This window comes from Microcoleus sp. FACHB-SPT15, assembly GCF_014849525.1.
Classification (GTDB): domain Bacteria; phylum Cyanobacteriota; class Cyanobacteriia; order Cyanobacteriales; family Coleofasciculaceae; genus Symplocastrum; species Symplocastrum torsivum.
This window is the reverse complement of sequence record NZ_JACJNU010000062.1, coordinates 362,277-388,959: the sequence shown is the minus strand read 5'-3', so window position 1 is coordinate 388,959 and position 26,683 is coordinate 362,277. Positions and strand designations below refer to the sequence as shown.

Genomic DNA, 26,683 nt, shown 5'->3' with positions numbered 1-26,683 from the left:
TTAGCTTCTGTTGTTAATCCTACTTTCCTAAAAGGATAGCGATCGCACTCTAATCGATAGCAAAGCGCGATGCCCCTACTCCTCATCCTCAACTAACTCGCCTAAATACAGTTCAACAAACTTCTTTGCCGCCGCTGGATCAATTCCCTTCAAAGCCGTGACTATCTCTACAATTGCCTCGCCAGAAGGGTCTGTCTGTTCGTGAAACCAACGAAAAACAATAGAACGATCTACGCCTAAAGCCACTGCCAACTTGTTTTGGCTAATGCGATAGGTTTCCAATGCCTGTTTGAGGGCTTTGCCTGCTCTTCCCATGTTTCTAATCGTGTCAGAGGAGCATGATCTCGTAAATGTTGATATATTGTCCTACTTGAGTTGATATATTTGCCTACAAACCATAAACTTAAAGTTGTTAGCAAATATGTCAACAAAAAGGTAAATCTTAATGTCTGAAGAATTTATCCCAGATACCAGCGAAACCCCCACTCCACCAGCATCCTCCAACGCACCCAGCGAAGCCTCCCCACGTCGAGAACCCATCAAAATACTTGTCATTGGTTCTCCCCAAGGTGTTAACAATACAATTCACACCCTATACAAGCGGGATTTTGCCGAAGTCACTGAGTGGAGTCCGCTGCAACCGACTTCCAATCCTGGTGAGGTAATGAGCGTTTTGAGGCGGCAGATTCGGATTCACTGAATTGAGGAATCGTCAGGCGATCGCATTTCTAAATCAGTATCAAGTCGAGTGGGATTTCGTGAAGCTGCGCTGGGGTCATGAAGACACCTGCATTGTTGAAGGCAATATCAACCCGTCCATACTGCTTGGCACAAGTATCAACGAATGATTTCACTTCCTCCTCAACGCGCACATCGGCTCTTTGGAACGTCGCTTTTCCACCTGCCTCTCGGATACTTTGGGCAATCTGTTCTCCCAGTGCTTCCCGCCGCCCACAGAAGTGAACTGTTGCGCCTTCATGAGCAAACGCTCGCGCTGTCGCCTCCCCAATTCCTGATGTTGCTCCGGTAATCAGGACAACCTTGCCTGCAAATCTACCCTTTGGGTTGGCTGCGCCTGTAGCGGGAGCAACTGGGTTTTGGGTATTAGCCTGTGCGCGTCCAGTTAATATCGTCGTGGTGAGTCCGGCAATTCCCGCGCCACCCAGCATTACCCGCCGCCGGGTAAGTCCCTTTGTTGATTTTCTATTGGTGTTGTTTGTCTCAGAGGATTTTGTCTGTTCACCGTTAGCTTCCATCTCTGCCTCTTAAAAGGTTGTATTACTGATTGTTATTGGTTACTCCCGCCCTAGAAGCCAAACCAGACAGTGAAAAATTCCCCTCAGATGAAGTCTTGGTGAGTTTCATCGCTGTGATCTTCCAGCCGTCTTCAGTACGAATCAGCTTGTGGTTGTAGTAGCCGTAAAGGTGCCACATGGGAGCGCCTTCATCGTTGGGCAGATAGTGCCAAGCGTGAAAAGAAGACAGGCTTTCGGCTTCATCGCCTTGTATTGTCACTTGATGATTTGTTATCAGATGCTGTGTCGCCTTCAAGGGGGCAAGTCCCTGTTCCCAGCCTTGCATCAGATCCTCAGCCTTCACGCGCACGGGTTGACCACCAGCAAGCGAGGTGTAGTCCATATCGACTTCGTCCGCGAACTGCCTACGAACATTTGCCCAGTCCTTTCGGTCAGCAAAGAAAGCAACGGCATTGATCGCATCAATAATCTCAGTACGATCAATAAAGCGTTGCATTTTGGAGTCCATAAGCTTGAAGTCGTTAGTTTGTCGTGATTGTGCTGAAGCCTGATTCAGGCTAGTGCTAGCGATCGCAATAAGGCTTCCTACTCCACCAGCAATGACATCACGACGCGATGCTATTCTTGTGAGTCTGATGTTTTTCAAATAGTTTGTTTGATTCATTCGTGAGTCAAAAGGGATATAGGTACGAATAGGCTTTGTGGTAATTCAGTAAAACTTTCCATCCACAACTCCTTTTTAAGACACTCCGGCACCAGCAGATTCGATGAGTAGATCAGGGGAGTACCCTGTCGGTTTCAAGCCAACTGGCTTACCACCATGAATCATTCCTTGATGATTGGGTTCAAAGAACGTGTAAGGAAACTGAGGTTCAGGACGACTAATTGCCTCAAGGTGCGAGTTCAGTTCGCCTGGAATCTGAAAATCCAAGGCTTTAAGATTGTCTTCTAGCTGGGATAGCTTTGTAGCTCCAACAATCACACTTGCAACACCAGGCTGGTTCGCCGTCCAGTTGACTGCAACCTGAGCCATGCTGTGACCCAGTTCCTTAGCCACATTTTCCAGTTCTGCTACAATTTTCCAGTTTCGCTCGGTGAACTTCTGGAATGCTGAATTTTTGCTGTCTCGGAGTGCTTCAAGTCGTCCCTCGCCACTGACGCTACCCTCACTCGGCTTATATTTTCCACTGAGAAGACCGCTTGCTAAAGGACTCCACACCGTGATGCCCATATCAAGTTCCAGACCCAAGGGAATAAACTCACGTTCAATGTTCCGCTCAGCCAGCGAGTACTCAAGTTGTAAGCTATTGAGTGGTTCATAGCCGCGCCACTCGGCAAGTGTCTGTGCCCGTGCTGCGTACCAAGCGGGTGTATCACTCAGCCCCACATGACGCACCTTGCCCGATCGCACCAAATCGTCAAGCGTCCGCATCACTTCTTCGGCAGGCGTAATCCGATCCCAGGTGTGGAGAATGTAGAGATCGATGTAGTCTGTTCCGAGACGTTGTAGTGAACCCTCCACGGCTCGAAGGATATTCTTGCGTCCATTCCCACCAGCATTTGGGTTTCCGGGTTGGGCGTTGTAGCTAAACTTGGTGGCAATGACAACGCGATCGCGCACTCCACGCTCTTCAACAAACTTGCCAATCCAAGCCTCTGAAGTGCCGTTGGTATATCCATCTGCTGTATCGATGAAATTTCCACCTGCATCAACGTAGGTATTGAACAATTGACGTGCCGTATCTTCATCGGCACCCCAACCCCATTCCGTGCCGAACGTCATGGTACCCAGTGACAGACGACTGACTCGTAAACCTGAACGTCCCAGTGTGTAATAAGTATCGAGAGACATGAAGTTACTCCTTTGATTTCAATTCAGTAGAACCAGCATTTATGGTTCATGGTTCACAGCGATTTACGAAAGCTTTTATATCGTTTTCAATTCACCTACTAACCCCAACCACCACCATTTACAGACACGATCGCTTTCTCAACCAACACTTAAATGAAGAGCGATCGCTTGTACTGGTCTACATCGTGCGTACCTACATCAACTAAGATGAGCGCGTCTTCTTCCTCATCCTCAAGCCACTGCATAGCCTGTATAGGGTCTTACCTCCGGTGGGCGAACTCCAAGCACAATATGCTCTTTGGGTATTCCTGCCCGTTCTAAATCAGCCGCAATCCCTTCTTTTGTTCCATCCCGCTGAATCCAGATTTTGCCATCAATGATGTCAATATGCAGCAAACAGCCATGCACCCGGCGATCGCCATCCCAGCCTACATCCATCCACAAATAGCGATCGCGGATGCGGTCAAACACGACTTCCTGTTGAATATCTGCATAGGAATAAGGCAACGAAGCGTATTCGCTCAGAATCGCTTCAATAACTTGGCGGTAGTGTTCTAATTGGGCGTGATCCATTGTTTTACAACCTCCTGGCTTGGCTCAAAGGTTATCAGCTTCAAACGGCGATTTTTCAGCAATAGCTTCCCGATCAGGTTCTTCAAACAAATCTTCAAAGACACTGCTAGGAATTGCTAGATACAGCAACCGTTCTGGCTCTAATTCAGCCAAAATATCTTGATTTTATACCTTGAACGAGTTGCCTATGTATCCTGAAAAGACATAGTTGTAGAGTAATCAAGCAGTTATCTAGGATTGGTGCAGCGATCGCTACTTTTCGTAGATTATCACAGGAACACTATTTTCACTTTCGTACTCTTTACTAAGCTCTCTTCATGTCTCGACCAGCTTTATACCTTGCAATCACCAGCCACGGTTTTGGTCATACAGTGCGGGCGGCTTCTGTGGCGGCGGCTATCCAGCAACTTTGTCCAGAGATTCTGCTAATTCTGGTAACAACAGCACCACGCTGGTTGTTAGAGTCTTACATTTCAGGAGATTTTATTCATCGCCCACGCTCTTATGATATCGGCGTTATTCAGTCTGACAGTTTGACGATGGATAAGGCGGCAACGTTAGAGAAACTCCAGCAACTTCGCTCTGAACAACGTTCGATTGTTGCGGGTGAGGTGAACTTTATCCGGACTAATCGAGTGGGGCTAGTGCTGGGAGATATTCCCCCTTTGGCACCGCTGATTGCTTCTTCTGCGGGGGTTCCCTGTTGGATGATGAGCAATTTTGGCTGGGACTATATCTATCGAGATTGGGGAGGAGGGTTTGTTGAGATTGCGGATTGGATTAGTGAATGTTACGGAAAGAGCGATCGCTTATTTCGTTTTCCCTTACATGAACCGATGAGTGCCTTCCCCAACATCACGGATGTCGGCTTACCTGGAGGTTCGCCCCGCTACAATTTAGACGAGTTGCGAGAAAAACTAGGTCTTACTGCCCCTCCTGAGAAAATAGTTTTACTCACCTTTGGCGGGCTAGGGTTGGAGCAAATCCCTTATGAGGGACTAAATCATTTTCCGGACTGGCAATTCGTCACATTTGACAATAAAGCTCCAGATATGCCCAACTTACTAAAAGCGTCGGGTCAGGACTACCGACCTGTAGACTTGATGCCATTATGTGGGCGAGTTATGTCTAAGCCGGGACACAGTACCTTTTCCGAAGCTTTGCGTCTCGGTACGCCAATCGTTTCACTCACCCGCGAGGGCTTTGTGGAATCGTTCATCTTGTTGGATGGTATTCGAGATTACGCTTATCATCAAATCTTGACACCTGAAGAATTTTCCCAAGGCGACTGGGAGTTTCTGCGCTATCCTCTAGAACCGCCCAGGCTAGCCCAAACCGTAGCCAAAGAAGGAACAGAAGCGATCGCAAAAATGGTGGTCAACTACTTTCAGACTCAGTAACTAGGCATTAAAGATGAGAAGGCAAGATGTTTAAGCGATCGCGCTATTGTACCATCCCTTCATCACCCTCATTAACCGATATGGCACATTATCAACAGTTAATTAAAATTCAGACAACTGGTAAATCGTTATCTAAAATTACCTCAAAAGTCCAATCAATAGTTGCCGATTCGGGCATTAATACCGGACTTTGTACCATTTTCTTACGGCATACTTCAGCAAGCTTGCTGATTCAAGAAAATGCAGACCCAGATGTTCTCAAAGATTTATCTAACTTTTTTGCCAAATTAGTACCAGAGGATGGCAAAAGTTATATTCACGATGCAGAAGGCCCTGATGATATGCCAGCTCATATTCGCACCGCCCTGACAAAAACCTCGGAACAAATTCCGATCGCTTATGGAAAATTACTTTTAGGAACCTGGCAAGGAATTTATATCTGGGAACATCGTCACCATAGTCACTATCGTGAAATTGTTGTTCATATCACAGGTGACTAGTGCGGCTTTGCTCTATTTGGCATTCTCCGTCCTATAAAAATGGAGATTCTTTCGGAGATTTCGGGGGATTGCCGAAACACCCTGCAATCACGCCGTTGACGGGTAACCCTCGCCCAATGCCCTCGATCTCAACCTGTTGGATCAAGTTCAGGCTTGCTTGCTGAGCAGCATGATCTAATTCATTCACCGGTGGGCAATCGTGGGCTAATTGTTTCTGTGTATGTTGGGCTGCCCGTGTCAGTTGCTTACGCTTGGCACCGACCTTGCCAGAGGATTCCAAATTAGGCGATCGCATATTATCATCGTTCCCGGCAACCATGATCTCAATTGGGAACTGGGCGATAAAGCGTTTTCCTACGACGAAAACCGTCTACCAAAACGCGACCTGACGCAACACCAACGGCCGACCTACTTATTTGAACTCTAAATGAGAGTATCTTTCGATCACATTTAGGAGTGGCACCAGTAGGATTAGCAGGCAAGCTGAATAAACATCACCACCCCAGCCGTCATGGAGCCACTTGAAGGCGCTATCTTGTCCAGTACCATGAAAGAACGTCAAGACTGTATTGCGGATGATATTACCACTGACACTAATTATCACTGCCCCTAGTAAGAACACAGTTGTTGCCTTGCGGGAAACCCAAGTTCCTCGGCTGTAGAGTAGCATCATGCCGACATAAAGAACGGTGAATAACATTTTCAATCCGGCACAATAGGGTGCAACTTCGACTAAGCGTCCACCTACCGATAAGTAAATCTGGTTGACGCTGACATCAATGCCACACTGAATCAAAATAAATCCAGCGGTTCCGGCAATAAATTCTTGTAGAGGCAGAGTAAAGGGCGCGATTAGGTAAGGAACGGCTGTTGGAGTTGCCAAGAATACTAATAAGAGGGGAAAACTCTGAAGCTTAAAACCAGGAACACCTTTAAGCCAAAGACTGATGCCTGCTAATACAGCAGGGAACGATAAGTTTACCAATTCGGATTGACCGCTGAGATAGAAGAATCCTCCAATAATTAAGCAGACAAAACCAAGCGGATGCGTTGTATTCGGTAGCTGATGCCATGGCTGTCGATGTGTCCAGACAATATAGGCGGCAAACGGCAATCCGATTAAACCATGACTGAAGTATTCATGTTCAAGGCTGATGGTTTTGTTGAGCCAGCCATCGTACCAGTGAATGAGTAAGGGTGCATAAATGGCTACTAATAAAGCGACGATCGCACCATCGAGGAGGTAACGCTCGATCGCGATTGGAATCTTGGGACGATATAGCATGGTACTACCCTGAAATTAAAGCAATAGAACGAGTCTTCAGCAGATTTTTAAGAGAGTCAACGACTTGATTGATTTGAACTTCACTCAAGCCAGGATACATCGGTAAAGACAAAATCTCTTGGCAGAGCAGTTCCGTATGAGGGAAGTCACCAACTTTATAGCTTAAATCTTCGTAGGCGGGTTGGAGATGACACCCAATCGGATAATGAATGCCTGTTTGAATTCCTTGCTCTGCTAGTTCCTCTTGAATAACTTGTCGAGTAACAGGGCAGTCGGCACTAATCCGAATCACATAGATATGATAAATGTGACCTGTACTGCTGTGATTCTGTAAGGGAAAAATTCCTTGAGTTTTTAGCGGTGCTAGGAGAGCATCATACTGTTGAGCAATTAAATTACGAGACTGATTCCAGCCAGCTAAATGAGGCAGCTTAACATTGAGGACAGCAGCTTGGAGAGTGTCTAAACGGCTGTTTTTGCCCTCGTCAGGGTGGAAGTACTTGCGAGGTGAGCCGTAGTTACGAAGCGATCGCACTTTTGTAGCCAAACCCGCATCCTTTGTGATCAGCATCCCGCCATCCCCAAAAGCACCCAAATTTTTACTTGGATAAAAGCTAAATGCAGCCGCAATTCCTACAGAACCAGCATGATAGCCTTCTCGTTGAGCGAGGTGAGCTTGAGCGGCATCTTCAAAAATTAGTAAATTGTAAGTATTGGCTAGCTCCAATAGCTGAGTTGGTGACACCATCTGACCGTAGAGATGGACAGGAATAATTGCCTTGGTTCTGGTGGTAATTGCCTTGGGAACCGCACTTAGGTCAATCAGAGCGGTGTCCGGGTCACAATCCACCAAAACGGGTGTTGCTCCTGTATCACGAACACCGATCAGTGTGGCAATAAAGGTATTCGCTGGCAAAATCACTTCGTCACCCGCGCCTATACCACAGGCTTGCAATCCCAGTGCGATCGCATCTGTTCCCGATGCTACCCCAACACCGTATTCAACACCAGATGCTTGGGCAAATGCTGCCTCAAATTCTGCTAAGGCTTGACCCAAAACAAAATCGCCGCGTTGGATTACTGTCTGGATTGCCTGCTCCAACTGGGCTTGAATCGGCTGATGCTGGAGGGTGAGATCAACGAAGGGAATAGTTACCGGGACTTGTTGAGTCATATAGGCTGAGGGTTATTTTTATTATTTTTTATTATTAATTTTCTGGCGGGCCGCTTCTAAAAGTAGGCGTTGTTCGGCACGAGCGATCGCGTTGTAGATGCGCTCTACATCATTCACATCGACAGAAATGGATGTAATGCCCCATTCCACCAAAGCATCAATGAGTTCAGGATATTGAGCGGGTGCTTGACCGCAGATCGAGCAGGGAATACCCGCCTGTCTCGCCATTTGGATCAGTTGCTGAAGCGCTCGCTGCACTGCCGGATGCCGCCCATCTAGCGTAGAGCCTAACCGTTCTTGGTCGCGGTCAACAGCGAGCAACAGTTGTGTTAAATCATTCGTACCAATTGAAATCCCCTGAACACCCGCTTTGACATAATCCGGTAACAAAAACAAAACAGAAGGCACTTCCGCCATAATCCACAGTTGGAAGTGGGGGTTTTCCGTTAGCCCTGCCTGTTCAACACGGCGACGGCAAAAAGTGAACTCCTCAACCGCACGAATAAACGGCAACATGAGCTGGACATTGCTATAGCCATAAGCCTGAACCTGCCTTAAAGCGGCAAGCTCTAAATCAAACAAGGTTGGGTCAATCAAATAGCGCAGCGTACCACGTAGACCAACAATCGGATTAACTTCCGGTTCTGAAGGAGGAGTGACTCCGGAGAGGAAGGGAACTTCCTGTGAGGCGCGAGGTGATAACTCCGCTTCACGCCAATCTATAGAGCGATACAACACAGGACGGGGTGCAAAGGCAGCAGCAAACTGAATAATGATTTCGGCAAAGCGTGTGACTAACTCACCCTTGTTTCCCTGTTGGAGCCATTCATTAGGGTGTACATTTTCTAAAGCATCCAACATGATTAGTTCTGAACGCAATAAGCCGACTCCATCTACTGGCAAATCAATGATTTTTTCCAGGGAGTTGATTTGGCTGAGGTTGACTAATAGTTGGGTAGCAATTGGTGGGAGGAGGGGAGAGTAAGACATCACTGGTCGAGAGCGCTCAACTTCGCGGTTAGGGTCTTTGACACGATGAATTTCTCCCTGGTCACCATCCACCAGTAGAGACTCGCCAGTTTCAAACAATTGGGTAACCCCGATAGCACCAACAACGGCTGGGATACCGAGTTCTCTGGCAATTATTGCCGCATGACTGGTCATCCCCCCCTGTTCAGTCACAACAGCCGCCGCTTGCTTGAGTAAAGGTAGCCAACTAGGAGTGATGCTTTGGATAATTAAAATCCGTCCGGGAATGATGCCTGTGAGGGTTTGGCTATTAGTTGTGATCACTTGCGCCGTTGCAATCACTCGTCCGGCAGCAGCGGGTAGACCTCTAACAAGCTGTGGAGTGGGGCTTGGAGAGGAAGGTTGGCTAGAGGGGGAAAGCAAAGATTCTACAGGTGAGAGTTGAGGGGTCAACTGCATGATTTGTAGCTGCGGTTCCGGGCTTCCTGGGATTTGACACAGTGCCCACTCTAGTGAAAAAGCCGGAGAGATTTCAGTAGCGAGGCGCTGGGACAGCTCAATTAGCTGGTTGAGGGATTTTTCATCTAGGGCGTACTGTTTTTGTTGCTCTTCACTCAGGAGATAAGGTTGTACACCGCTTGTTAGGGGTGCTTCGGAGTCTTCGAGATTGTACAGATGATAGGCACGAGTTTTACTGCCTAAGCGTTGCGTTCGAGTTTGGACAGTGCCAGATGCCAGTGTTAACTGGTACTGATCGGGAAGTACTTCTCCTTTGGCGATCGCAATTCCTAGCCCCCACGTTGCTTGAATCGTCCACTCAACTGGGCTAGCGAGTAGTGTACCAGAAGCGATCGCGTCCCAAAGGGGTTGCACTAAGACGGCAACTGAAAGCTGCTGTAGTCCAATGCCCTTCCGCTGCCAGTAGAACAGACTTCTCGCCCGAAACAGTTCTGCCCAAACTTGTTTTAAACCCTTTTGAAGTGCATCCGCTTGATTTGGGCAGATGTAGGATTCCCAAATTCCCGGTGGTACGTCGGGATACTCTTGCCCGTTAGCTCTCGAATGCCCAATATCGAAGGTCTGATTGAGTGATCTTATTGATAGAGAGGGATGCAAAATCAGCGTTGGGGCTGACATTGCCTCGGCAGCGGCTAGGAATGCCGATTCCCATATTGCTGGTAAACTCGCGGCTGTAAGCTCTTGCCGAAGTTGTTGGGCGACTAGTTGTAATTGACGTGGATTGTCTACATCTACATAAAAAGAAGAATGAGGCAAGTCAGCCAAAAGGGGTTCCGACTTGCCCAGCGTTTCCATACATTCCCAAAAGGCGAGCGATGGCACGACAAAACCCGGCACAACTGGGTAGCCATGCTGTAAAAGCTGGCTCAAGTTAAATGCTTGATTGCCCACTAATGGGCGTTCGGAGCGTTGAATCTGATCAAGCCAGTAGAGATTGTCCAATGTTAGGTGTTGGTTGTTGGTGTTAGTGGAAGAGTTTAAGAGGATTCGGTTGCTTAAACAATTGCTGGATAAAGTACTGAAGATTTCAGCCAGCTTGCCACTAACAACCAATTACGAACAACCAACTACAACTCAACCTGTGTTCCTCATCCCAGCGGCAATTCCGTTGATGGTCAACAGTGCGCCACGAAGTAACTCGCCTTTACTATAGCGGGAGTGAACAATTGCCGATGTCGGTTGGTTGCTGTGTTGACGCAGACGTTTCAGCAGTGAAACCTGCAAGAACCCAAGCGGAACAATCGTACCGTTACGGAGCTGCACTGAGCGCTGTAATTCTGGATCACCATCTAGAAGGCGCTTGTGTCCGGTGATCGAGAGAACTATGTCGCACGTTAGGTTGAATTCATTGGCAATCTGTTCAAACAGTTGCTCAAAGCGTTCTTTGTCTTCCTGTCTTGACAATTCACGCACATAGTGATGAGCAATTTGGATGTCTACTTTCGCCAGCGTCATCTCTACCTTGGAAATTGCCATTTTGAAGAACGGCCACTTGAAGTAGAAGTAACGCAGCAGCTTAAGATTTTCCTCCGGTTCCTCATCCAAAAAGCCTTGGAGTGCTGTTCCAACACCATACCAGGACGGTAGGAGGAAACGGCTTTGAGTCCAGCTAAAGACCCAAGGAATCGCCCGCAGGCTGGCTAAATCTTTCTTCCCACCGCGACGGGCTGGGCGAGAACTAATCTGGAGCTGGCTAATTTCTTGGATAGGCGTAACTTGGTGGAAGAACTCAACTAAATCAGCCTGCTCGTAAATGAGCGCCCGGTAGTGGGTACGCGCTCGTGTTGCCAACTCCTCCATAATTTCGTTCCAAGGCTCAATATCATCAAAGCCAGTTCGTAACAAGCTCGCTTGAATGACGGCGGTTGTCACGGTTTCCAAGTGATAAAGCGCCAGTTCTGGGAGAGAGTACTTCGAGGCTAAGACTTCCCCCTGTTCGGTAATCTTGATTCGCCCATTAATACTGCGTCCAGGTTGCGCCAAAATCGCTTCGTAGGCAGGTCCCCCACCCCGACCAACTGAACCACCCCGACCATGGAAGATGCGTAAAGCAAGGCTATAGTCCTCAGCAATTTTCTGGAGTGCTTTTTGGGCTTTGTGGATTTCCCAGTTGCTACTCAGGAATCCAGAATCTTTATTGCTGTCAGAGTAGCCCAGCATTACCTCTTGTAGCTCTTTTGTCAGTAGTCCATCATCAGGTGCCAGTTGTTTTTTCGTTTCTCCTGATGACTGAGTGTTGCTCGCTGACAAATTCTCATACCCACCTGCAAGACAAGCGCGATACAAGGGCAGATCGAACAGCGAAGTCATCACGGCGGGGGCACGCTTTAAGTCGTCTACTGTTTCAAACAGTGGCACCACCTGAATAGTACTTGCGCCCGTTGCTGGGTCATACAGACCTGCTTCCTTTGCTAGCAACAGCACTTCCAAAATGTCAGTCCCATCGTGACACATGCTGATGATGTAGGTTTGACAGACAGGGCGACCAAACTCCTGTTGCAGTTGCCGCAGCATTCTGAAGGTTTCAACCGTTTCGCACGTTTTCTCAGAAAAGGGCAACTCAGCAGGGATTAATGGGCGTCGAGTTTGTAGCTCAGTGGTTAGCCAAAGCGATTTCTGGGATTCTGAGAGTTCGTTGTAGGACTTGGGTAAAATTTGCAGGTACTCAGAAATCTCGTTCAGGGCATCTGAGTGGCGAGAGCTTTCCTGACGAATATCCAGATGCGCCAGATTAAAGCCATAAATCTCTACCTGACAAATTAGATTCTCCAAATCCCGACAGCTTAACCCCGTTTCTGCTAGATTCCGCTCAATTAACCGCAACTCTGCTAAGAAGTCGCTTCCAGAGCGGTAAATGTAGGGGCTTGTCAGGGCGGCGAGGTCTTCTTCTAAGGGTTTGCCATGACGCAAGTGCTGATTGCGATCGCGTGTATTTTCCAGCCGTTTCTGGATGTAGGCAAGTTTCAGTCGATATGGCTCTTGTCGGTAGCGAATTGCTAAGCGCTCATAAACCTCTGGCATTTGGGAGCGATCGTGTTCTAGAGAGTCCAATAACTCTGGTAAGACATCACTCCAGTGCAACGACAGACTGAGCAAATTCGTTAAACGTCCGACTGAATTGATATATTTTTCTAGTACCAAATCGCGTTGGTAACAGGCAGTCGCCCAAGTGACTTGAGGCGTTACCGAAGGATTGCCATCTCGGTCTGAGCCAACCCAAGAGCCGAATTTACAAAAGTTATTACTTGGAGGTTTTAGCCAAGGGAACGAGGCTTTTAAGGCTTGTCCGAGACGTTGATACAGTTCGGGAATTGCCTCGAAAAGGACTTCTTGGAAGTAGTGGAGTGTGTAATCGACCTCATCGAGTACAGTTGGCTTAAATTGATGCAATTCATCAGTACGCCACCAGAGGCGAATTTCTTCCATTAGTTGTTCGGTATAGTTCTCTACCTCCCAGGAAGACGTTAACCCCAAGGCTCTCAAGGCTTCTTCTGCTTGGTCTAACTGTTGCAGAATCTTCGCAATGCGCCGCTGTTTTGCTCGAATCGTGTGCCGAACGATTTCCGTCGGATGTGCCGTGAAAACTAAGCGAATATCGAGATTGTCAATCAGCCGCTGAATTTGCTGGGGTGGCATATTCAGTTGTTGTAGGTAGGGAAATAACCAGTGAAACGTCCCAACTTCTTTGTTGGACGCTCCGTTTTCCTGCCAGCTTTTCTCTAGTAGATCGGCAACAGGATCAACACTTTGAGCCTCTGACTCAACAGAGTTTACAGACACCATTGCTGACTTTCTGTCTTCCGCATTACTGGCTTGCTTCGCCGAAGACTTTGTCATCGTGGAAGCGTTATAAGTCGCGCGTCGTGCAAGCTGTTGATCGCGCTGTTCGTAATGCTGCTCAACAATGTTGATGAGCTGAAAGTAAAGGGCAAAGGCGCGTGAAGCACGGATTGCCGCATTCAGGTCAAGTTTTTCGATGACCTTGGGGACGGACGATTCCGGTAAGTCCGTTGCTTGTCCCTCCGGGGAACACAAATCACGCAGTTGTTTGAGTAGATCGACAAGTTCCTGCCCACATTCGGAGCAAAGAACAGACTCCCACAAGTCTTCTACAACTTTGAGGCGATGGCGTAGAAATAGTTCGGAGGTTGAGGGAACGGCGAATTCTTGGTCAGACGGATGGAGGAGCGAACTCATAATGTCTGTTCACAGCAAGACAAAGATAATCCATTGTAGGGGGATAGTGTTCCGCAGAGTCGTTTCGCAGTTAACCAACTGAAGTTTTGATTTGAGTTATGGTTCCTGCTTAAACGTTGTGCCTTACCCCTCCTCTTGGCATCCTGTATCGGGGAAATGGAGTACAGGTAAGCGATCGCCTCGAAATACTTCCTCACTAGCCACTCCTGCCGCTTGCAGCCAAGAGCCAACTGCCTGAATCGAGACGATACCCAGTAGCACTGGAGCCGCCGCAAGACTTAATAAAAATTCTGTAGGAATTCCTGATGTCGCTGGGTCGCCAGCAGCCGTTTGGGGTGTGTTTTTGTTAGGAGACATTTTAAGCCAGTGAGTCAGTAACTGTATTCAGCTAGTACAAATATCCTAACGCTACCAGAAAAGGATGCAACACAGTTTTAGAGTTTAGAGTGAGTGTTATGTCAAACTATTTAGATGTATTTTGATGAAGTAAGCCGATGTAAACAACAAGTTATGTTTTATTGTGCTTACTTGCTTAATGGACTCGTACAAAAACAACTCTGTGTACTTTACATCTACTGCTCGTCGTCTACTGATTTTTAATCCTTTGGTTGTCACTGACCAAAGACATAGAGATGCCATCAATCGTGTCTCTACTTGACTACGAGCTGTCATGACTATAAGTCTAGGAGTAAGTTTTCGCCGACTTCGTAAAGTGTACTTGCCTTATGGTCATTACTCCTTGCCCATGCTGATCAGTTCTGTGAAGCACTACAAGTATGCTTAAATCGGGTGTGCGATTACTAACGAGAAAAATCATAAAAAACGGCGGGGAACCCTACTCAGATCCGGCAGGGGAGGAACCGATACCCGCTGTTGACTGTTCATACTTGACTATTGACTGTTTTGCAGTCAACGGTCAACCGTCTATAGTCAACGCTATCCCCCAACTAAAACTACGGGGAAGAGTCAATCGTCCGTTATCAGTCCAGGTGACAGATTTGTGATGTTGGATGTCGATCAGCTGGCCCAAAACGATCGTCCGTCCTCTCTAGCTCGGTGGGCATACCATGCCATCGGGCAGCCAGGGGTGTGCTTAAGAGTCCGATTGCGAGGGAATGACCTGCATATTTTATGTGAGAGCCGCCAAGGTTTAGAAGCCAAAACGGTTGTAAGTAGCTTCATCAAGGCACTCAAAAGGCAGGAGGAGGGTGATTCTCTTCCAGTTACTCCAGGAAACCCGATTTACCAAATCATCCTGTATGGGCGCACGATTGGACAGCAGCGTCCAGACTGGATTAAGCAAATCCGGATTAAGTCGCCTCAACAGGGTAGTAAGGCGGCGAAAGTATCTACAACAGCAGGAAGTGATACGGCGACGGATGCTGCATTACTGGTTTCTAATGAAATTCTTGCTCGTTCTGGCTCTCCAGAAGCGATCGCGCGTTATCTGAGCGAAACCCTCAGCCCATTGGGAGTCAGCGTTAAGGTGCTGATCCAAAACCTTCCCGATGCATCTGCTCAACCGGAAGAGGAGGAAAAAGCCGCTAGTTTATCTCCTAACCGCCGTCTTTGGGTCGTTTGTAATTCTAACTACAGCCCAGATGCCTCGTTAATTGCGGAACCTGTCGTTGAACAGTTGCGGCACTTGCAGCTCAAAGGCTTCCGTGATGCGGCGATTTGCTCTCAGGTGAGTGGGGAAGCGACACCGGAATGGATGTTGCGGGTGGATTTGACCCCCCCAGAAGAAATGCTCAAGGAGTGGGCACACTGGGGCGATGTCCAAGCGATCGCTCGAACCTTGAACCAGAGGCTCTCAAGTGTAGGGATGGAAGTTCGAGCCGTTCTCAAAGACGCTACAGTTCATTTGTTTTGCAGCCTCTTAAAGCCTAAGGGCGCTGTTGCTCCAGACAAACAACGGGCAATGAAAGCGATCGTCCCTGTACTGGAGCGAATTGCCCCCCAAGGCATCCAAGCCGCTATGGTTTATGGCGTAGAGACGTGCCATGATAAGGCTTTCCAGCAGCGATTACTCGCTCCAGAGCCAGAGGCACCCAATTGGATTGAGTGGCTCAACTTACCAGCAGCCTTCAAACCCCATTTAGCAGAATCGGCGTATTCACTAGCACAAAAAGGCAGCCAAGAAGCAATTACCTTTTTGCTCCATCGCTTACTCAATCCTGACCTGGATCGGCGCTTAGCAACGGGTGGAATTCATCTCAAAATTCGCCGTAAACAAGACCTGTTGCACATCATGAGCGAGGCACCCATTTGCCCGCCACAAGCTCAGGTAGGACCACCCATTGCCAAATTTCTGCGCCAGTTAGCCATCCCAGAGATTGTTGGAGTACGGGTTTATGGTCGTCGCGCTGGTTCAACGGCCCCGGTTTGGAATTATGGGGATGATTTTGTCCATCGTCGGCGGTTAGTACCAGAAGCAACTCCAGAGTTTGCCGCATCGGATGCTTATGTGAGTGAGCTGGTGGCTCCGACAGAGGAATCCGCTCTGCGCCCAGACTTAACCAAAGAAGACCTCAAAGATGGTTTAAGGCAGACACTTCAGGCAACAGTCCGTACACTTCGCCGTGGCTTGTGCTACTCGCAGCTATTTGTCCCCGCCGTCGAGAACCAAGACCTAGCAGCCGTTCCCCAACGTTCAACCCCTAGTAGTTTTTCAGCATCTCTAGGGTTTAAAGTGGCAATGGTTTGGGGAACGTTGGGATTGTTGCTCACAATCCAAACGGATTGGCTGGTTGGTCAGCTACTACGCTCACCAAAAACATCTCCAAGTGTGACAATAACGGACGGGTCACCCACAGCTGTACCTTTGCCCCGTATATCTTTGCAGAAAGGTGGTAAGCCAGGTACAGGCGACTTCAATGCGTCTGGGTTTACGCGAACAGGCGAGACGAGTGTCATTATTAACGAACGAACCGAGACACCGGAGAAAGCGAGTGCCGCAACAGCAGCAATTTTAGCGGCGGCGCGATCGCCAAATCCCTCGTTCAACAACCCACTGTTAGATGAGAAGATGGTAATCTACCAACAGCGCCTTCTCCAGAGTGGGCCTCCTGATGTTTTAATTGTCGGAAGTTCCAGAGCATTGCGCGGAGTCGATCCAGTTGCCCTCCAAGATGCTTTAGCGGCTCAGGGCTACCCTGATATTGAGGTGTTCAACTTTGGTATCAACGGAGCAACCGCTCAGGTTGTAGACTTCCTAATCCGTGAGGTGTTAACGCCAGAGCAACTGCCTAAATTGATTATCTGGGCAGATGGGGCACGGGCGTTTAATAGTGGTCGAGAAGATGCTACCTATAAAGCGATCGCGACTTCTGAGGGGTACCAGCATCTCAAGGCTGGAACCTTCCCTACTTTAGTGGAAGTCGGTAGCGATCGCAAAAATCGTAGTTCTAAGGGAATTAATGCTGAAGCCGCCAACCCGATAGCGTCTTGGAAAGCAAGTTATCAGTCAATTAATGATTGGCTCAATCAGTCTCTAGGAAAACTTTCTTCAACCTATCCTCAGCGAGACGAACTCAAATCGGTCTTGCAAGAGCAGTATGTCTCCCTTGTGAAACGTACCAATGTTTCTTCAGACCAAACCTTGTCTGATACCCAAAAAGAAGTATCCAACACCGAGTCCATTGACTTTGATGGCTTCCTTCCTCTTTCTGTTCGCTTCAATCCCGCTACCTACTACGAGAACCATCCTAGAGTAGCTGGGGACTATGACAGCGATTATCAATCATTCCAACTAGCTGGTGAGCAAGACGCAGCTCTTGAAGCACTCTTGCAATTTTCCAAAGCTCATGAGATCGGTGTTGTTTTTGTCAACTTACCCCTCACTAAGGACTACTTAGACCCTACACGTACAGCCTACGAGGAACAATTTCAGAAGTACATGCGTACCTCAGCTTTACAAAGGGGACTGATTTTCCGAGACTTGACTGACTTATTACCAACCAAGCATGATTACTTTTCTGACCCTAGCCACCTCAATCGCTATGGCGCATACCAAGTTGCCAAGCAACTAGCTCAAGACCCATTAATTCCTTGGGCAGTTAAGCCAACTAAGGAGTAGGAAATCAGCAATTCAAAATGCACAATTCAAACGGGAAAAACCTAAAATTAGCCAATATTTGGACTGTTTCCTACATGAACTTGAATGCACACTAGCTTGGGAACGTATTTCAGTTCGTTCAGAGTTCAGAATTTTTCTGAACTCCTGAACTCCTGTATTCTTTTTGTTCAATTATTATAAGGGTATTCCTCTGCTCCCTTTCCTATTCCTAACCATTAATTTCCAGAACAATGACATTTATTTCAATTCCCTATGCTCTATTTCTCTTGGTTGTCCTGGGAATTTACTGGTCGGTACGAAAGCAATTTTTACGCCTACGTGTATTACTCATTGCCAGTCTAGTCTTTTATGGCTCCCTGCAAATTGCGTATATCCCTTTGCTACTCATAATTACTTTAATTAACTTTGGCTTGGGAAAAGCAATTGGCTCAAATACAGCACCAGGTTCTCACGCGACTAATCAGCGTCTTTCCAATGAAGAATGGCTACTTGCTCAAGGAGTGTGGAATCGCCGACGCTTGAGGATTTTGTGGTTAGGGATTATTTTGAATGTCATCGGCTTATTGGGCTTTAAATATCTTCCTTTTTTCTTAACTAACCTTGCCGTATCGCTAAATTTGCCAGTTGTCCAAGCGGGTGCTGACTGGCTCAGTACTCACTTAATTGCTCCTTTAGGGCTTTCGTTCTTTATCTTTGAGTGTATTGCTTATCTGATTGACGTCTATCGGGGGGCACCAGCAACACAGAATTTAATGCAGTTTGCTACCTACAAATTGTTTTTTCCCAAAGTGATTTCTGGCCCAATTACTCGCTTCCATCCCTTTGCAACTGGGCTAAAGTCATTACATTTTCCTAGTTCTGATCAATTAACAGAAGGACTGTGGTTAATTGCCTGTGGTGCTATTAAAAAGGCACTACTCGCTGATCAATTAGGTATTTTTGTTGATTTATGTTTTGGTAACTTAGAACGAGCGGGTAGTGGTGATTTATGGCTAGCAATCATTGCCTACGGTCTGCAACTGTATCTCGATTTCAGCGGCTATGTAGATATTGCGCGTGGTAGTGCAATTCTCCTGGGATTTAACCTTCCAGAAAACTTTGATTTTCCCTATTTCAGCACGAGCATTGCCGACTTCTGGCGTCGCTGGCATATCACTCTAGGGGATTGGATACGCAACTATCTTTACTTCCCTTTAGGTGGTTCCCGTAAAGGTTTGGGTCGAACCTGCTTGAACCTGCTGATTGTGATGCTCATTACTGGTATTTGGCATGGTGCCGCATGGGGTTTTGTCGTTTGGGGTGGATTGCATGGTCTTGCCTTGGCGGCGCACCGCTTGACACAATCGGTATCGGAACGTCAGGAATGGGCAAAACATTGGTGGCAAAGCTGGTCAGGTGTACTGGTTGCCTGGTTGTTAACCCAGTCAATGGTTTTTACATCCTGGATTTTTTTCCGGTTACCCAGCCTCAAGCAAGCAGGCTTGGTGATTCAGCGTCTTTGGGGGCACCCAGCAGATATTCAATTTGCTCAAAAAGTTTACGTGGAGGTGGTTGGCATCGGACCCCTCCCGATTGCTCTATTACTCGCTGCCTTGATGGTGCTAATGGCTGTAGCTTACGCTATCCAACGAGGCTTAAAGCTACAGCTCAATTGGCCGTTAAAACTGCTGTTAGTACCGCTATGTCTATATATAGTCTGGGTATTAGCTCCTACGGGTGGGTTGCCTTATATCTATTTTGATTTTTAGCGGACACAAATGCGATCGCAACTTCACATCGCTTAAGACGAGTTAGCACTACTGAATCTCTACTCCTCTGGAAAGACTTTACCAACAGAGCAAGTCTGCTAGCAAAGCGAGGCGAATCCTGAAACAACAGCACACAAAGTGCTTCGGGAAAACCTATTCAACTAAATACATAAGGAAATCTGATTACAGATAGTTAAGTAATTAAACAAAAACTGTTGAATTTATAAATAACCCTAAATAATATCAAAGAAAGGGTAAGAATTACTTGCCTTGATTCAAATCAAATTGATAGTAATCATTTAAACTATGACGACCACATTACAAAGAGAGCGTAGCGGCAATTTGTGGGATCGCTTCTGCGCCTGGATCACAAGCACTGAGAACCGCCTGTATATAGGTTGGTTCGGCGTATTGATGATTCCAACACTACTCGCTGCCACCACCTGCTTCATCATCGCCTTCATCGCCGCTCCCCCAGTAGACATTGACGGCATCCGTGAGCCTGTTGCTGGTTCCTTACTCTACGGAAATAACATCATCTCTGGTGCTGTTGTTCCTTCTAGCAACGCTATTGGCTTACACTTCTACCCAATTTGGGAAGCCGCATCTCTTGACGAGTGGCTCTACAATGGTGGACCTTACCAGCTAGTGATTTTCCACTTCCTCATCGGCGTATTCTGCTACATGGGACGTGAGTGGGAATTATCGTACCGCCTCGGTATGCGTCCTTGGATTGCCGTAGCTTACTCAGCACCTGTAGCAGCAGCTACCGCAGTATTCCTCATCTACCCAATCGGACAAGGTTCTTTCTCTGACGGAATGCCCTTGGGAATCTCTGGAACCTTCAACTTCATGTTTGTGTTCCAGGCAGAGCACAACATCCTGATGCACCCGTTCCACCAGTTAGGTGTAGCAGGTGTCTTCGGTGGCGCTCTGTTTAGCGCGATGCACGGTTCTCTGGTGACCTCATCACTGGTACGTGAAACAAGCGAAACCGAATCACAAAACTACGGTTACAAGTTCGGGCAAGAAGAAGAGACTTACAACATCGTTGCCGCTCACGGTTACTTTGGTCGCCTCATCTTCCAATACGCTTCCTTCAACAATAGTCGCAGCTTACACTTCTTCCTTGCTGCTTGGCCAGTCATCGGCATCTGGTTCACGTCGTTGGGCATCAGCACGATGGCGTTCAACCTGAATGGTTTCAACTTCAACCAGTCTGTGATTGACTCTCAAGGTCGTGTGATTGGAACTTGGGCGGATGTGTTGAACCGCGCCAACCTAGGTATGGAAGTGATGCACGAGCGTAATGCTCACAACTTCCCTCTCGATTTGGCATCTGGTGAAGCAACTCCGGTTGCTCTGACCGCTCCTGCTATCAATGGCTAATTCTTAGGAATCTAGCTGAAAAAAAAGCGCTCTCCTTCAGGGGGGCGCTTTTATTAATATGAGTAAACTCTACATAGCGGTTTTCAGTTGGATGAGGTATAGCAGTCGCCAAGGCGATTAGGCTCTCGCTCTCATACTGAAACCAAGACCCGTCAATCTTTTCGCTTCTGCCTTCTGCCTTTTGCCCTCTGCCTTTTGCGATACATCTCAGGGGTATGAAATTTAGAGAGAGCAAGGAGAACAAAAAAGCTGATAGCTGACTGCTAACGGCTATAGAACCGTTTTCTACTTTTTACTGGGCCACCACTGCTGATTGGATAATACAGGAAATCGTTCACTCAGCAGAGAAGCTAAATCTCCATAAACCTGAGTTCCTGCGAGTCCGAGAGACAAGACAATACTACCGATAAGGATTGAATTTTTAAATTTGGCAAGTTTGGTTAACACTGGTTTGACACCAGTGCTTGAAGCACGATGTTGACGTAGGAAAGCTTCTAGTCGCAGGCTAACGAGCGAGTCAGTAAACTCAGGTTGCTGTTTCGGTACATGAGGGGGTTGCCAGGTGTGGTCAATTGCGGCGATACGCTGCAAAATCACCTGAGCATTGTGAGGTCGATTGCTGGGTAAGGGAGCCATCAAGTCATCAATCAAATCCGTTACTGATTTTGAGACTTGTGGCGCACGGTGTTGCCAAAGTAACTCACCAGTACGTGGATCTTCGGGAAAGTCATTGGGCGATTTGCCTGTAAGCAGATAGACAAAGGTACGTCCCAAAGCAAAGAAATCAGATTGTGGTACGGCTTTGCCATTAGCTTGCTCAAGTGGTGTGTAGCCTGGAGAAGTAACGCTAATGACATCACGCTCACTACTCACTCTTACCAACGAGGTGTGGCTAACTTCCCTGGCGCTGCCAAAATCGATTAACACTAATTGCCCGTTACGTGTGATCATGATGTTGGATGGCTTGATGCCGCGGTGGCAATACAGTTGCTGGTGAACTTGATGCAAAATTTCTACCAGTTGTTTTAGCCAGCTTAGGGCTTGTGCTTGAGAAAGGGCTTGATTTTGCTGATGTTGCCACTCTTCCAAGTTGATGCCTTCAATTTTTTCCATCACCAGGCAGTGAAGGGGTTGGTGCCTATCTTTTGGGAAGAAGGTAAAGTAACCATCCGGCTCAACTTTGGGAATACCGGGATGAAGCAGTTGACTCAACACCCGTGCCTCTTGCTGCAACAAGGCTAAGGCTTTTGGGTCATTAAGTAGCAGAACTTTTAAAACTTTTGCTGTTCCTCGATCATCCACCTCATAGGTTTTACCAAAGCGTCCTTCGCCAAGCAGTTGCTTCACGCGATAGCGCCCTTGCAGCAATAGTTGGGAGCCACAATGAGGGCAGGCTAAATTGTGAGCATTTTGTGGATCTGCTGGCTTCGGGCATTTAGGACTTATGCAATAGCTCATAGGACGCTACAAAATTTGCGTACTTCTTTCTATGATTAGCGTTCACACTCTGTAAGCATAACGGTAGATCTACAAAGGCGATCGCTTATGCGGATCATCTCTCAATCGCCATCCCAAAATCGTGTCTTGGTATTTATGATAGGCGATCGCTTCTAGCTCCCTTAGGTTACTTTAAATCCTTTAATTTAGTGCTTCTTCATAGAAATTGGTATCAGAACTACCAAGCCTCTATCTAGTAGAATCATACTTAGGATAGAGGCATAGATAATTTTATATGGACTCTAGTACCATTTGCGCCTTACCAAGACTGAAAGGCTATTCAGTAACATCACCTTCAGCAATGTTCATCTCGATACATACTCAGGATTTGGTGATACTCCTGGTACTTACATCGCTTGAGCTAAACTAACACCCGCTTCTACATAGAACGTTTAAATATGAACACGAGCGATCTGATTAGCTTGATTCATCCTGCACTCGCAGTAGTGATTGTATTTCCATTAATTGGCATGGTGGTTAACTTTGCATGGCAGACTCGCCAGCGACGCTTGCAAACAGCCGTTGGGGGCAAAAGTAAAATTCCACCAATCGTTGGACGTGAACACGTTAACCTAGGGAACTGGCTAACTGGTTCAGTTGTAGGAGTGGCATTAATTGGACTTGCTTACGCGATTGTTGAGCATATATTGTCTAAAAATGTCTGGGGTACCAATCCTTCCCAAGTTATCTTCATCGCATTGATGTTTGCCGTGACTATTGCTTCCTTGGTATTTCTTTATCGTGCAAGGGAGCGGCACTGGCGGGCAATTTTTGCCACCCTAACAGGTACAGGCTTAGTCGTTCTCGGTTGTCAGGACGGGGTTTTTCGGCGCACGAATGAGTGGTATTGGTCACACTACTATATTGGGATAGCTGCTGCCCTGCTGATGGTGTTTTCACTAGCGATTGTTGAAGATATCTACAAAGATCGCTCCAATCGCTGGCGCTACATCCATATCATTTTAAATTGCTTAGCCTTGCTTTTATTCATCGGACAAGGCATGACTGGCACAAGAGACTTACTAGAAATTCCTCTTAGTTGGCAGAAACCCTACATTTATCAGTGTGATTTTGCCAATAAGACTTGTCCGCAACCCCCTCCCCAACAACAAGGCTAAGTAGAAGCATTGAACTAACAGCGTTTCAGGACTAAAGGTTATCTGGTGACAGATTCATAAACTTTGTCACTAGTGCAGCATGGCGGAAATAACTATGCAGTTGAAAAAGGTTAAAAAGCTTACTTTACAAGTTTTCTTTCCTCCTGCCTCCTGCCTTCTGCCCTTTTGCACTAGTAACCTTATTAAAGTAGCAATAGTAAACGCTCAGTTAGAAATTTAGAATTACTAGAATAAGAATTATGGCTTGCCAAAATTAAGGGATTAACTTATGTCCTCTATAAAAACCTGGAGTCAAGAACAGGTTACTATTGATTTTCATCAAGATGTTTACGAAAATATACGAAATCAATATCAAGATGTCAATGATTTTTCAAAAGACCTAAAAAGATTGATAGCTATCCTCATTAAGAATAAAGAGCTATACAATATCAACCCTTATAGTGATGGAGTCAAAAAAGGTATTCATATCTTAGGCAAAGATGAGCTTGAGTTAAGGATATTTCCTAATCCCCAAATAGCAATGAAATGCTCCCAAGGAAAACCTTTTACAGAAAATTTAAGAAAACAGTTTTATCGAACTGTTGAACTTGCCGAAGATTTTGAAACTAAATTAACGGGTCAGCAACAAAGATTACTTCAAATTTGTCCAGTTTATTTTCATGTTCAAGACGCTAAACCCAATTCTTTCTTCAAACAGCTTTTGTTTATGAGGAGAGTTAGTCAAGGTATAAACTTAGGACAGACTAATACTGGGTTTGATACTGAGTTTCGCCAAGCTTTTGATATACCAACCTTAGAAGAAATTCGGCATAAACACCAATTCAATTTACATCGGAAGGTAGACAAAGATAAGAAGCGTCAATTATTAAAGATTCAAACGACCTATTTATTTCGACGATTACTCGATAAAGACATCAAAATTTGTAGTCTTAATCAAAAAAATGTATTAGTTGACAAGATACCGGAAACGGGTCAGACGAGATATATAATCATTGACTCTACAGAAGACTTATTTCCACCCCTATCACCGATGTACAATATCGTGACTCATCAACTATGCAAATAAGCCAAAAAATTTCATTGATAAGCTGATAGCTGACTGCTGAATGCTGATTGCTTTTACAATTCTCCTGGCATCTGACTTGTTCGCTCTATTAAGATTGCTCTTAACCCAGCCGATCTAGCCCCCTGATAGTCTTGTCTAAAGCTGTCACCAATGTGCCATGCATCCTGAGCATCGCAATAATGTTTTTCTAAGGCAGAAGTAAAGATTTTGGGGTCAGGCTTTGCCACACCAATCTGAGTAGAAATGGTGATGGAGGTAAAAAACTCGCTTAGTTTTAGTGCATCTAAGACATAGTTAAGGCGGGAATCAAAATTAGACACAATCCCTAACTGAATCCCAATCCGTCGCCACTGTTCTAACGCTGGGAGAACATCGGGGTAGATAAACCAAGGTTCAGCCGTCGCAAAATGCTGGTAGAGTTCGTCAAAAAACTCTGTAAAGTTGGCAAATTGGTCAAAAGCACCGACTTGACGGAATGTCAGTTCAGCAACCCTGTGCCACCATTCAAACTCACAATAGGGAATCTCGTCTGACGTTGCTCCTGGAAAAACTGGAGGAGGAAAGGCGGCGAACGCTTGGAGAAAGGCATCGTTCAAGGCTTCCGCCTGAACTTGTACACCAAACTCAGCCGCGATCGCACTATAAACCTCACCCACACTCCCCCGGACACCAAATAGTGTACCGACGGCATCAAGAAGAATTACTTTTGGTTGTTGCATTGCCTAGCTTCTCATCCTTAGCCCCCAGCTAGCAAATCTAGCACAGGTCGAGCAATCCAGTTGAAGCCAACTTTCAGCTTGTGGTCTAAGGTAGGCATCCGATAGAGATAGGCAAGACGACGAGTTAGGTAGGCTAAAGGACCATCTAGCTTGATTCCTGCACCTGTAAACGTCGCATTATCTGTACCCAAAGTCATCATCTCTCCGAGGTGCTGATAGCGGAAGGGAAGCAGAGGACGCCCAGTAAGTGAAGCCCAGATATTCCAAGCTGTATAATCAGCTTGCTGGAATGCCGCTTGCGCTGTACTCGGAACTTGCTGACCTTCGGCATCAAGGGAATCGGCTAAGTCACCTAGAGCAAAGATTTCTGGATGGTCAACAATTTGTAGTGTCGATGTTGTCGTTAGCTGACCACGATTATTTTGCTTGAGAGGAAGCGATCGCACAACTGGCGCAACTCTTGTCCCTACTGTCCACAACACTAGGTCAACCGGAATGGTATCCAATTGTCCTTTGTACAACAGGGAAATGGTATCAGGCCCAATCGACTCAACTCCGGTTTCCAGATCGATCCAAACCTTCCGATCATCCAAGGCTTTGTGTGCTGCATCGCGATTAAAGTCTGGTGATGTTCTGAGTATCAAATCACTCAGTTCAACTAACCGCAACCGTCCTCGCTCTCCTAAGCGTTCTGCCAGCTTACACGCCAACTCTACACCGCAGTAACCCCCCCCAACAATGGCAACTCGGATTTTATCAGCGTCCGACTCCTCCAAAATCCGCAGCCGTTCTTCCAAGCGATAGGCATCAGCAACGGTGCGGAACGGGATAGCATATTCAGCCGCGCCTGGTGCCATATCCAGGGGTGTCTCACCACCCAGCGCTAAGACCAAACGTTCATACGAGAATTCTGGCCCATCTTGTAGGTGTACCCGCCGCTCATCTACGTCAATTCCTGCCACAGCCGCTTGAGTGAAGCGCACACCTGTGTTTGCCAAGATTTCTTCAAAAGGTGGGGCAATCTCCCAAGTTTGCAGTTCGCCTGTCAGCAGTTCATACAGGAGTGGCGAAAACACAAATCGGTCATTGTGGTCAACCAAAATAATCTCTGGTCGTTGCGATTTTTCCCAAGGTAGCTGGCTCAAGCGCAGGGCAGTATATAGACCCCCAAAGCCTCCACCAAGAATACAGACGCGAGTGGGTTGTTCAGTCATCGTTCAATGCGCTCATCTTCCGAGCAGGGCAATTTCCTTCATTGTAAGAAGTCTTTCCTTAAGCCAGTGAATTACTAGCTCCTAATTATCTAAGCAATCAGCTTTTTGCAGAGTTCCTTAAAGAGCGAT

The 26,683-nt window shown here is 46.8% G+C and carries 24 protein-coding genes; 9 read left to right on the top strand and 15 right to left on the bottom strand.

The features are described from left to right. Nucleotides 1-75 precede the first annotated feature (75 nt). The gene (locus H6F98_RS26105) at nucleotides 76-315 is read right to left on the bottom strand and encodes a helix-turn-helix transcriptional regulator (RefSeq protein ID WP_192221623.1); all 240 of its coding nucleotides are present in this window, start codon (nucleotides 313-315) and stop codon (nucleotides 76-78) included. Between the two features lie 130 nt (nucleotides 316-445). On the opposite strand from H6F98_RS26105, the gene H6F98_RS26100 reads away from it, so the two are divergent. Beyond that, nucleotides 446-700, top strand: coding sequence for a hypothetical protein (locus tag H6F98_RS26100; protein WP_192221622.1), 255 nt, complete (start codon nucleotides 446-448; stop codon nucleotides 698-700). Between the two features lie 28 nt (nucleotides 701-728). On the opposite strand, the gene H6F98_RS26095 is transcribed toward H6F98_RS26100, so the two are convergent. The 3 genes from H6F98_RS26095 to H6F98_RS26085 all read right to left on the bottom strand — a co-directional run bounded on the left by H6F98_RS26095 (nucleotide 729) and on the right by H6F98_RS26085 (nucleotide 3,108). Further along, a complete protein-coding gene (locus H6F98_RS26095) occupies nucleotides 729-1,256 on the bottom strand; it encodes an SDR family NAD(P)-dependent oxidoreductase (RefSeq protein WP_199348904.1) in 528 nt (175 codons plus the stop codon). 22 nt (nucleotides 1,257-1,278) lie between these two features. Then, the gene (locus tag H6F98_RS26090; protein WP_192221621.1) at nucleotides 1,279-1,920 is read right to left on the bottom strand and encodes a nuclear transport factor 2 family protein; all 642 of its coding nucleotides are present in this window, start codon (nucleotides 1,918-1,920) and stop codon (nucleotides 1,279-1,281) included. A 75-nt stretch (nucleotides 1,921-1,995) separates the two neighbouring features. After that, a complete protein-coding gene (locus H6F98_RS26085; protein WP_192221620.1) occupies nucleotides 1,996-3,108 on the bottom strand; it encodes an aldo/keto reductase in 1,113 nt (370 codons plus the stop codon). Between the two features lie 41 nt (nucleotides 3,109-3,149). On the opposite strand from H6F98_RS26085, the gene H6F98_RS26080 reads away from it, so the two are divergent. After that, on the top strand, nucleotides 3,150-3,314 hold the full coding sequence (locus tag H6F98_RS26080) for a hypothetical protein (RefSeq protein WP_192221619.1): 165 nt from the start codon (nucleotides 3,150-3,152) through the stop codon (nucleotides 3,312-3,314). Nucleotides 3,315-3,339: 25 nt separating this feature from the next. Here the strand turns inward: H6F98_RS26080 and H6F98_RS26075 are convergent, their stop codons facing one another. Continuing rightward, nucleotides 3,340-3,681 carry a XisI protein gene (locus tag H6F98_RS26075; protein ID WP_192221618.1) on the bottom strand — a complete coding sequence of 114 codons (342 nt, stop codon included), beginning with the start codon at nucleotides 3,679-3,681 and terminating at the stop codon, nucleotides 3,340-3,342. 24 nt (nucleotides 3,682-3,705) lie between these two features. Next, nucleotides 3,706-3,834, bottom strand: a complete 129-nt coding sequence (locus H6F98_RS33745) for a XisH family protein (protein WP_242058699.1) — start codon at nucleotides 3,832-3,834, stop codon at nucleotides 3,706-3,708. A gap of 164 nt (nucleotides 3,835-3,998) precedes the next feature. Here H6F98_RS33745 and H6F98_RS26070 point away from each other — a divergent pair, with 164 nt between their 5' ends. Next, on the top strand, nucleotides 3,999-5,081 hold the full coding sequence (locus H6F98_RS26070; RefSeq protein WP_192221617.1) for a glycosyl transferase: 1,083 nt from the start codon (nucleotides 3,999-4,001) through the stop codon (nucleotides 5,079-5,081). Between the two features lie 80 nt (nucleotides 5,082-5,161). After that, complete coding sequence (locus H6F98_RS26065; protein WP_192221796.1) at nucleotides 5,162-5,581, top strand: secondary thiamine-phosphate synthase enzyme YjbQ; 420 nt, start codon at nucleotides 5,162-5,164, stop codon at nucleotides 5,579-5,581. Between the two features lie 31 nt (nucleotides 5,582-5,612). On the opposite strand, the gene H6F98_RS26060 is transcribed toward H6F98_RS26065, so the two are convergent. From H6F98_RS26060 to H6F98_RS26035, 6 genes are all read right to left on the bottom strand, one after another. Then, nucleotides 5,613-5,900, bottom strand: coding sequence for a hypothetical protein (locus H6F98_RS26060; protein WP_192221616.1), 288 nt, complete (start codon nucleotides 5,898-5,900; stop codon nucleotides 5,613-5,615). Nucleotides 5,901-5,993: 93 nt separating this feature from the next. Continuing rightward, the gene (crtB, locus tag H6F98_RS26055) at nucleotides 5,994-6,866 is read right to left on the bottom strand and encodes a cyanoexosortase B (protein ID WP_192221615.1); all 873 of its coding nucleotides are present in this window, start codon (nucleotides 6,864-6,866) and stop codon (nucleotides 5,994-5,996) included. A 4-nt stretch (nucleotides 6,867-6,870) separates the two neighbouring features. Beyond that, complete coding sequence (locus H6F98_RS26050) at nucleotides 6,871-8,040, bottom strand: DegT/DnrJ/EryC1/StrS aminotransferase family protein (RefSeq protein ID WP_192221614.1); 1,170 nt, start codon at nucleotides 8,038-8,040, stop codon at nucleotides 6,871-6,873. A gap of 21 nt (nucleotides 8,041-8,061) precedes the next feature. Next, on the bottom strand, nucleotides 8,062-10,470 hold the full coding sequence (locus H6F98_RS26045; protein WP_192221613.1) for a putative PEP-binding protein: 2,409 nt from the start codon (nucleotides 10,468-10,470) through the stop codon (nucleotides 8,062-8,064). Between the two features lie 132 nt (nucleotides 10,471-10,602). Continuing rightward, nucleotides 10,603-13,725: a phosphoenolpyruvate carboxylase gene (ppc, locus tag H6F98_RS26040; RefSeq protein ID WP_192221612.1), complete on the bottom strand. Its 3,123-nt coding sequence runs from the start codon at nucleotides 13,723-13,725 to the stop codon at nucleotides 10,603-10,605. A 123-nt stretch (nucleotides 13,726-13,848) separates the two neighbouring features. Next, a complete protein-coding gene (locus tag H6F98_RS26035; protein WP_192221809.1) occupies nucleotides 13,849-14,082 on the bottom strand; it encodes a hypothetical protein in 234 nt (77 codons plus the stop codon). A 646-nt stretch (nucleotides 14,083-14,728) separates the two neighbouring features. On the opposite strand from H6F98_RS26035, the gene H6F98_RS26030 reads away from it, so the two are divergent. From H6F98_RS26030 to psbA, 3 genes are all read left to right on the top strand, one after another. Further along, the gene (locus H6F98_RS26030; RefSeq protein WP_192221611.1) at nucleotides 14,729-17,803 is read left to right on the top strand and encodes a DUF1574 family protein; all 3,075 of its coding nucleotides are present in this window, start codon (nucleotides 14,729-14,731) and stop codon (nucleotides 17,801-17,803) included. Nucleotides 17,804-18,033: 230 nt separating this feature from the next. Next, nucleotides 18,034-19,551 carry an MBOAT family protein gene (locus H6F98_RS26025; RefSeq protein WP_192221610.1) on the top strand — a complete coding sequence of 506 codons (1,518 nt, stop codon included), beginning with the start codon at nucleotides 18,034-18,036 and terminating at the stop codon, nucleotides 19,549-19,551. Nucleotides 19,552-19,857: 306 nt separating this feature from the next. After that, complete coding sequence (psbA, locus tag H6F98_RS26020) at nucleotides 19,858-20,940, top strand: photosystem II q(b) protein (RefSeq protein WP_192221609.1); 1,083 nt, start codon at nucleotides 19,858-19,860, stop codon at nucleotides 20,938-20,940. A gap of 285 nt (nucleotides 20,941-21,225) precedes the next feature. Here the strand turns inward: psbA and H6F98_RS26015 are convergent, their stop codons facing one another. Then, nucleotides 21,226-22,398 carry a serine/threonine-protein kinase gene (locus H6F98_RS26015; RefSeq protein WP_192221608.1) on the bottom strand — a complete coding sequence of 391 codons (1,173 nt, stop codon included), beginning with the start codon at nucleotides 22,396-22,398 and terminating at the stop codon, nucleotides 21,226-21,228. Between the two features lie 437 nt (nucleotides 22,399-22,835). Between H6F98_RS26015 and H6F98_RS26010 the strand changes: the two genes are divergently transcribed. Both H6F98_RS26010 and H6F98_RS26005 read left to right on the top strand, forming a co-directional pair. Then, nucleotides 22,836-23,555 (top strand): DUF4079 domain-containing protein, encoded by a 720-nt coding sequence (locus H6F98_RS26010; RefSeq protein WP_192221607.1) that lies wholly within the window; start codon nucleotides 22,836-22,838, stop codon nucleotides 23,553-23,555. 268 nt (nucleotides 23,556-23,823) lie between these two features. Then, entirely contained in the window at nucleotides 23,824-24,621 is a 798-nt protein-coding gene (locus H6F98_RS26005; RefSeq protein WP_192221606.1) for a hypothetical protein, read from the top strand. Nucleotides 24,622-24,674: 53 nt separating this feature from the next. Here the strand turns inward: H6F98_RS26005 and H6F98_RS26000 are convergent, their stop codons facing one another. After that, nucleotides 24,675-25,340 (bottom strand): HAD family hydrolase, encoded by a 666-nt coding sequence (locus tag H6F98_RS26000; protein ID WP_192221605.1) that lies wholly within the window; start codon nucleotides 25,338-25,340, stop codon nucleotides 24,675-24,677. Nucleotides 25,341-25,357: 17 nt separating this feature from the next. After that, a complete protein-coding gene (locus H6F98_RS25995; protein ID WP_192221604.1) occupies nucleotides 25,358-26,554 on the bottom strand; it encodes an NAD(P)/FAD-dependent oxidoreductase in 1,197 nt (398 codons plus the stop codon). Nucleotides 26,555-26,683: the final 129 nt, after the last annotated feature.